Source organism: Herminiimonas fonticola (genome assembly GCF_040395855.1).
Classification (GTDB): domain Bacteria; phylum Pseudomonadota; class Gammaproteobacteria; order Burkholderiales; family Burkholderiaceae_D; genus Oxalicibacterium; species Oxalicibacterium fonticola_A.
In genome coordinates this window covers 68,473-76,411 of record NZ_JBEBPO010000002.1, presented here as the reverse complement: position 1 = coordinate 76,411, position 7,939 = coordinate 68,473, and the positions used below count along the sequence as shown (strand labels likewise).

Genomic DNA, 7,939 nt, shown 5'->3' with positions numbered 1-7,939 from the left:
GCGGCGTCACCGCACGCAAGCGTTCAATGATCAGATCGACATTCTTGTATGACAAGCCCGACATTTCCATCGAGCCGATTTCCATTGCCTGTCCGAACACCGAATCGCGCTTGTAGATCTGCCCGGCGATCAATTGCGTTTTCACTCGCTTCAATTCCGTTTCGGATACGCCTTCGGTGGCAATGCGCGTAATCTCTGCGCGCAATTGCTTTTCAAGCTGCTCGGTCGTCGTGCCGGCAGCAGGCACACCATCCAGCAAAAACATGACCGGGCCGCGCGCAATACCGGAGTACGAAGCGCCAACTTCATTCGCTACGCGGTCGGTGCGCACCAGTTTTGCCGCCAGACGGGCATTGTCATAACCATCGAGTACGGCCGACAGCACATCCAGTGCAAACGCATCGTCATCCCTGGCGATATCACGCAGAGCCGGCACCTTGAAGGCCAGCACGACGTAAGGATTTTCTGCCGGCGCCTTGACGGTCACCCGCTTGATGCCCAACTGCGGCGGTTCATTTTGCGGCCGTGTGCGCGTCAATGTTTTCTGCGGATAGCGTCCGAAATATTTTTCTGCCAGCGCGTACACCTGCTTGGCATCGACATCGCCGGACACCACCATCGTCGCATTGTTCGGCGCATACCAGGCGTCATGCCAGGCCTTCACATCGCCCACCGTCATATGCTGCAAATCGTCCATCCAGCCAATCACGGGATTGCGATATGGATGCGCAGCATAGGCGGTCGCCGCCAATGCTTCCTGCACCATTGCAATCGGCTGATCGTCGGTGCGCAAACGGCGCTCTTCCATGATGACGCGAATTTCCTTGGAAAACTCCGTCTTGTCGAATTGCAGATTGACCATGCGATCGGCTTCCAGCGCCATCACCGCTTCCAGTTTCGATTTTTCGATTTGCTGGAAATAGGCGGTGTAATCCCTGCTGGTAAATGCGTTTTCACGCCCGCCCAGCTGGGCGACGCGCTTGCTGAATTCGCCCGGCTTGAGCTTTTTCGTTCCCTTGAACATCATGTGTTCCAGCGCATGCGCCGCTCCGGTGGTGCCGTTGCGCTCATCCACCGAACCGACCCGATACCAGATCATGTGCGCCACTGTCGGTGCGCGGTGATCTTCGTTGACGATGATCTTCATGCCGTTTTTCAGCGTGAATTCCTCAGTTTGCGCCGCACCGGCGAAAGTCGGAGCCAAAATGATGGCTGCTGCCACCAGCATTGTTCTGATACTCAATTTGATGACCTTCGCTCTGATAGAATACGTCGATTGTATCCGCTTGCCTGCAACATACCGGCAAGCGCCTGTGACCGCTGTTCTGACCCCATTCCCGATGTTTAGTTTCTTCAAGAAAAAACCGCAAGAACCTGCACCCCTGGCGACGTCGCCTGCGACACTCGCTCCCGCACCGGAAATGCCGGCCGTTTCGGCACTGCCGGAGACGCAAACAGAAATTGTTGCTGCCGTCACGCCGGCCGAGCAAAAGCAATCATGGATGGCACGACTGAAGGTCGGGCTTTCCAAAACATCATCCAATCTGACAACCCTGTTCGTCGGCGCAAAAATTGACGAGGATCTGTACGAAGAGCTGGAATCGGCGCTGCTGATGTCCGATGCCGGCGTCGATGCCACGCAATTCCTGCTCGCCGAGTTGAAACGCAAGGTCAAGAATGAAAAACTCACCGAAGCTTCACAGGTAAAAACTGCATTGCGCAGCCTGCTGCTGGAAATGCTGACGCCGCTGCAAAAGCCACTGGTGCTTGGGCAACATCAGCCGCTGGTGATGATGATCACCGGCGTCAACGGTGCTGGCAAAACCACCACCATAGGCAAGCTCGCCAAGCATCTGCAGGCACACCATCAATCCGTTTTGCTGGCCGCCGGCGACACCTTCCGCGCCGCCGCACGCGAGCAACTGACGGTATGGGGGCAGCGCAATAATGTCACGGTAATTGCGCAGGAATCGGGCGATCCAGCCGCCGTTGCCTTCGATGCCGTGCATTCGGCACAGGCACGCGGCACCAATGTCGTGATGGTCGATACCGCCGGACGGCTCCCCACGCAATTGCATTTGATGGAAGAACTGAAGAAGATCAAACGCGTGATTGCCAAAGGCATGTCGTCCGCACCGCATGAAATTTTGTTGATCATAGACGGCAACACGGGACAAAATGCGCTGACGCAAGTCAAGGCTTTCGATGACGCATTGGGCCTGACCGGGCTGGTCGTGACCAAACTCGATGGCACGGCAAAAGGCGGCGTCCTGGCTGCGATTGCGCGCGCGCGGCCGATTCCGGTCTACTTCATCGGCGTCGGCGAACAGATCGAAGACCTGCAGCCGTTCAATGCGCAGGAATTTGTTGAAGCACTATTGGGTTAATCGATATCGATGATTGAATTCCGCCAGGTTTCAAAAAAGTACGCTCAGAACGTCACCGCACTGTCCGACATCACGCTGTCGGTCGACAAAGGCGAACTGGTGTTTCTGGCCGGCCCTTCCGGCGCCGGCAAATCCACACTGCTGAAAATGATTGCTGCGATGGAAAGACCAAGCGCAGGGACGGTCATCGTCAGCGGTCATGATATCGGTCGCATCAAAAACTCCGGCCTGCCCTATTTGCGCCGCAATCTCGGTTTGATTTTCCAGCAGCAGCGCCTGTTGTCGGATCGCAGCGTATTGGCAAACGTCATGCTGCCGCTGATCGTCTGCGGCGCCGCACGCGCCGATGCCGAACGACGCGCGCGTGCCGCGCTGGACAAGGTCGGCCTGCTCGACAAGGCGGCATCTGCACCGCAAACACTGTCCGGCGGCGAGCAGCAACGTGTATCGATCGCCCGCGCCATCGTTAATCGCCCACAAATCATCCTGGCCGACGAACCCACTGCCAATCTGGACCGCGAAAGCGCCAACAAGGTACTCGATGCACTGAAAGCCTTTCACGCGGTCGGCGTGACCTGCCTCATTTCCACCCACGATGAACAATTCCTCGATACGGCAACCCGCGTGATTTATCTCGATCATGGCAAGATCATCGAAAGCTGGCGCAGAACCACTCCACAGGTGCCTGCATGAATAGCTGGTTCAGACAACATCGCTTCGCGCTGGGCGATGCATTCCGGCATCTGTTCAAGACGCCGGGCAATTTCCTGTTGAACGTGCTGGTGGTATCGATTGCGCTGGCCTTGCCGTTTGCCGGCCTGACCCTGCTGGAAAATGTCCGGCCTGTTTCAGAGCAACTGGCAGTGGAGCCGGAAATCAGCGTCTTCATGCAGATGGATGCGTCGCGCGAACGCGCAACGGCTCTCGCGCCGGAAATCAGGCGCATCGCACAGGAAGCCAAACATCCGATCAAACTGGAATTCATTCCGCGCGAAAAAGCGCTGAATGCGCTGAAAGATAAAACCGGCCTTGAAGACGCCATCGCCACGCTCGGCGCAAACCCTCTGCCGGATGCCTATGTCGTCAAAATGACCGGTTTCCAGAACGACGGCGATGCCGGCAAAATCAAGGCAATCACCGGGAAATTGCAGGCCCTGAATGGTGTCGAATATGTACAGGTCGATTCCGCCTGGGTTGAACGTCTGGCGGCATTATTGCAAGTGATGCGCCTGATCCTGTTATTCCTCGCTGCAACGCTGGGCGTGGTCGTGGTTGCCGTGGTGTTCAATACGATACGATTGCAAGTCATGACGCAACGCGAAGAAATCGAAGTTTCGCGCCTGGTTGGCGCCACCGACGCCTTCATATGCCGACCTTTTTATTACACCGGCGCATTACTTGGGCTGATTGCAGGTGCAGTAGCGCTGATCGCCGTCGCCATCGCCCTGAATCCGCTCAATGCCGCCATCGCCGACTTCGCCCGTCTGTACGCATCCGAATTCCGGCTGGCGCCGCTGAATGTGATCACAACCCTGATCATGCTCGCTGGCAGCGCCTTCCTCGGCTTGCTCGGCGCATTGCTATCGGTACAACGCCATTTGGCGCGTCTTGCATAAAACCGGTAACTGGCTTGTTGCCTTATTGAATGATTTTTGATTTCATGTAAGTACGCACTAGCGTGAAAGCATTGAAAAATCATCAATAACGGCATTGTTCTTTTTATGCTGCCGCATGGCCAGCTCAAGAAATTCACAAATCTTTACCTTAAAAGTTGGCTACCGGACGCAACTTCAAGCACGAATCTGGCTCTAAATCCCTGCACAAAGCGCAATTATTATCAGGAATACAATAGCATTTAGCTATGAACTTGGTATAAAACGCTCATTAGCACTCATTCCTAGAGAGTGCTAAGATAGGCGTTGTAAACGATTTTGCAGAACGCAAGCAAGTCGATTCTGAATGAAAGCAAGGAGAAAGCATGAAAGCAACATCTGCATCAACCGCAATGATTTCACCAAGCAACATGATGTCCTTGGGGTTTTCTGGCGCGCTGGGCAATATTGACGCTTACATCTCGGCAGTCAATCGCCTGCCCATGCTGACGCACGAAGAAGAAATATCACTGGCAAAACGCCTGCGCGACGACAACGATCTGGGCGCAGCGCAAAAGCTCGTCCTGTCCCATTTGCGCCTGGTCGTGTCGATTGCGCGTGGCTATCTGGGCTACGGCTTGCCTCATGCGGATTTGATTCAGGAAGGCAATATCGGCTTGATGAAAGCCGTCAAACGCTTCGATCCGGATCAAGGCGTACGTCTGGTGTCGTATTCGATGCACTGGATCAAGGCTGAAATGCATGAATACATATTGAAAAACTGGCGCCTGGTAAAAGTGGCGACGACGAAAGCACAACGCAAGTTGTTCTTCAATCTGCGCAGCCACAAAACCGGCCTGGATGCGATGACACCCGATCAAGTCGAAGCACTGGCGAAAACCCTGAACGTCAAACGCGAAGAAGTCATCGAGATGGAAACGCGCTTGTCCGGCCGGGATATCGCGCTGGAAGCGCCGACCGACGATGAAGACGACAAGTTTGCACCGATCGCCTATCTATCATCGGATTTGCAGGAGCCGACCAGGGTTCTGGAAGCCCAGCGCCATGATCGCCTGCAAACCGAAGGCTTGTCGAGCGCACTGGGTAAACTGGATCCACGCTCACGACGCATTGTGGAAGCACGCTGGTTGGCGAACGACGATGGCTCCGGTGCCACCCTGCATGAACTGGCAGATGAATTCGGCGTCTCGGCTGAACGTATCCGTCAGATCGAAGCCGTGGCATTGAAGAAGATGAAAGGTTCGCTCGCTGCTTTTGCATGAGTCAGCAGCAACAAATAAAAAAGGCGCTCGGTTGAGCGCCTTTTTTTATGCTTGCACACTTTACTCGGCAAGCAGGATTTTCAAATCATGCACGATAGGTTCCGTGCCTTGTCCGTGTCGAATGAACAAACGTATCCGGCCTTGCGTATCGAATACATAACTGCCGGCCGTATGGTCGATTGTATAGCTGCCCGGCGTTTTTCCCGGCACTTTCTGATAAAACACCTTGAATTCCTTGGCAGTTTTTTCCGTCTCGGCCAGATCGCCACGCAAACCGAGGAAACGCGAATCGAAGGCCGGCACATACTGCTTCAGCAACTCTGGCGTATCGCGCTCCGGGTCCACCGTAACAAACAGAACCTGTACCTTGTCGGCATCCGGCCCCAGCGCCTTCATGACATTCGCCATTTCCAGCATGGTGGTCGGGCAGACATCGGGGCACTGTGTAAAACCGAAAAACACAACGACTGCCTTGCCCTTGAAATCAGCCAGCGTACGCAGCTTGCCGTTATGGTCAGGCAATGAGAAATCCTTGCCGTAAGCCAGTCCGGTCACATCGGTATTGGTGAAAGCAGGTGGAGCCTTGCCGCCACAGGCACTTAAGCCCAGCACGACAACGCACATGGCCAGCAAAAAACGTAAGCGCATTTTTCTCAAAACCTCAAATAGTGATCGACCAGCAACGCAGCAAACAGCAGCGACAGGTAGATAATCGAATAGGCAAACATCTTGCGCGCAATCATGTCCGTGTAGTGGCGATATACCTGCCACGCGTACCACATGAAAATAACGTCCAGCACCGCTACCGCGACCAGGTAGATCAGGCCGCTCATGCCAACTGCAAATGGCAGCATCGTGGTGGCGACCAGCGCAATCGTGTACAGCCAGATATGGAATTGTGTAAATGCTGTGCCATGCGTTACCGGCAGCATCGGCAAACCGGACTTTGCATATTCATCGCGGCGATACAATGCCAGCGCCCAGAAATGCGGGGGAGTCCAGATGAAGATGATCAGAACCAGTATCCATGCCTGCATGGGCAAATCGTTCGCCACTGCAGCCCAGCCCAGAGCCGGCGGCATCGCACCGGACAAACCGCCGATCACGATATTTTGCGGCGTCGCAGGTTTCAGAATAATGGTGTAAATCACCGCATAACCGACGAAGGTGGCAAAGGTCAGCCACATCGTCAGTGGATTGACGAAGTTGTACAGTACCCACATGCCGGCGCCGCCGATCACGCCGGAAAAAACCAGCGTCTGCGGTACGGTAATTTCACCCTGCGCCATCGGACGTCGTGCCGTGCGCGCCATGCGTGAATCGATTTCACGTTCGACCAGACAATTAATGGCAAATGCAGCACCGGCGAGCAGCCAGATACCGACTGTGGCGGCAATGACGATTTTCCAGTCCGGCAATTCCGGTGTTGCCAGGAACATGCCGATCACGGCGCAAAAAACTGCCAGCTGCGTCACACGCGGCTTGGTCAGTGCCCAGTACTGGGCGATGCGATTAGGAGAGACTGTCAAGGTTGTCATGCTTTATCTTTTGATGCTGCCGACGAGCGCAAATCAATCTGATATGGCTCACGATTGTGCCCGCTTGGGCTCGGAATTCTAGCTTTGTAGTTTAACATGACCAGCAGCAGCACAAGCAAAGCCGCGCAACCGTTGTGCGCAACCGCAAGTGCGAGCGGCCACTTCAATGAAACAGTGGCAATGCCGATCACGATTTGCAGGACCAGTGCAGCCAGCACACCGCGTGCCGTGGCGCGCAAACCGGGAATCTGCAGGGCTTTCCATGCTGTCCAACCGAGCACCAGCACTACCACGAGCGCAAACATTCTGTGCGTCCAGTGAATCGCTGTCAGCGCGTCAAACGGCAGGTAGTCGCCGCCAGCGGTCTTGCCAAGTTCACGCCACAGTGTGAAACCATGCTCAAAATCCATCTGCGGCACCAACGCGCCATGGCAAAGTGGAAAATCGCTGCATGCCAGTGCCGCATAATTGGTGCTGACCCAGCCGCCCAACGCAATCTGCACTCCCAATAACACCAGTGCGATCAAGGCCGGCTTACGCAAGACCAGCGCACGTGCATCGACGAATGGATGCTCCTTCTGCCGCGCACCAACCCAGGTCAGCATGCCGAGCAAGGTCATGCCGAGCAAAAGATGTATCGTAACGATTACCGGCTGCAGCTTCATCGTCACGGTCCAGGCACCGAACGCACCTTGCACGCAGACAAAGAACAACAGCAGCATCGGGTAACGCGGCGAGAAACGCGTGAGCGTACGGCCGCTTTGCAGCCAGAAGCGCCATGCAATCACCACAATGGCGATGATCAGTACTCCTATACCCATCGCCAGATAGCGATGAATCATTTCGACCCAGGCTTTCATGACCGTCACCGGGCCGTCCGGCATCAAGGCTTCGGCAGCGCGTATATGTTCCATCGCCTGCAGAGGATTGGCATGGCCATAGCAGCCCGGCCAGTCAGGACAACCCAGCCCCGAATCTGTCAGCCGCGTGAAGGCGCCGAACATGATCACGTCAAAGGTGAGGAACATCGTCACCCATACCAGTTTGCGATATTTGTTCGGATCGCGGGAAGACCAGACGATCACGAATGCCAGCAAGGCGACGAACAGCCCCTTGCTGGCAAGTTGGAACAGCATTCC

The 7,939-nt window shown here is 55.3% G+C and carries 8 protein-coding genes; 4 read left to right on the top strand and 4 right to left on the bottom strand.

The annotated features are described in order from the left end of the window. Nucleotides 1–1,228 (bottom strand): M16 family metallopeptidase (locus tag ABWP27_RS00940; protein ID WP_353152476.1); only part of this gene is annotated, 1,228 nt, incomplete at its 3' end. Nucleotides 1,229–1,340: 112 nt separating this feature from the next. On the opposite strand from ABWP27_RS00940, the gene ftsY reads away from it, so the two are divergent. From ftsY to rpoH, 4 genes are all read left to right on the top strand, one after another. After that, nucleotides 1,341–2,387 carry a signal recognition particle-docking protein FtsY gene (gene ftsY / locus ABWP27_RS00935; RefSeq protein ID WP_353152474.1) on the top strand — a complete coding sequence of 349 codons (1,047 nt, stop codon included), beginning with the start codon at nt 1,341–1,343 and terminating at the stop codon, nt 2,385–2,387. A gap of 9 nt (nt 2,388–2,396) precedes the next feature. Beyond that, nucleotides 2,397–3,080: a cell division ATP-binding protein FtsE gene (locus tag ABWP27_RS00930; RefSeq protein ID WP_353152466.1), complete on the top strand. Its 684-nt coding sequence runs from the start codon at nt 2,397–2,399 to the stop codon at nt 3,078–3,080. Beyond that, complete coding sequence (gene ftsX, locus ABWP27_RS00925) at nt 3,077–4,003, top strand: permease-like cell division protein FtsX (protein ID WP_353152464.1); 927 nt, start codon at nt 3,077–3,079, stop codon at nt 4,001–4,003. Before ABWP27_RS00930 ends, ftsX begins: the two co-directional genes overlap by 4 nt. Nucleotides 4,004–4,365: 362 nt before the next feature. Continuing rightward, nucleotides 4,366–5,262 (top strand): RNA polymerase sigma factor RpoH, encoded by an 897-nt coding sequence (rpoH, locus tag ABWP27_RS00920; protein WP_353152462.1) that lies wholly within the window; start codon nt 4,366–4,368, stop codon nt 5,260–5,262. 60 nt (nt 5,263–5,322) lie between these two features. Here rpoH and ABWP27_RS00915 read toward each other — a convergent pair whose 3' ends face one another. From ABWP27_RS00915 to ABWP27_RS00905, 3 genes are read right to left on the bottom strand one after another with little or no spacing between them, the layout of a single operon-like run. Further along, nucleotides 5,323–5,910, bottom strand: a complete 588-nt coding sequence (locus ABWP27_RS00915) for an SCO family protein (RefSeq protein ID WP_353152460.1) — start codon at nt 5,908–5,910, stop codon at nt 5,323–5,325. A gap of 5 nt (nt 5,911–5,915) precedes the next feature. Then, nucleotides 5,916–6,800, bottom strand: a complete 885-nt coding sequence (gene cyoE / locus ABWP27_RS00910) for a heme o synthase (RefSeq protein ID WP_353152458.1) — start codon at nt 6,798–6,800, stop codon at nt 5,916–5,918. Beyond that, the gene (locus tag ABWP27_RS00905) at nt 6,797–7,936 is read right to left on the bottom strand and encodes a COX15/CtaA family protein (protein ID WP_353152456.1); all 1,140 of its coding nucleotides are present in this window, start codon (nt 7,934–7,936) and stop codon (nt 6,797–6,799) included. The genes cyoE and ABWP27_RS00905 overlap by 4 nt, the downstream gene beginning before the upstream one ends. Nucleotides 7,937–7,939: the final 3 nt, after the last annotated feature.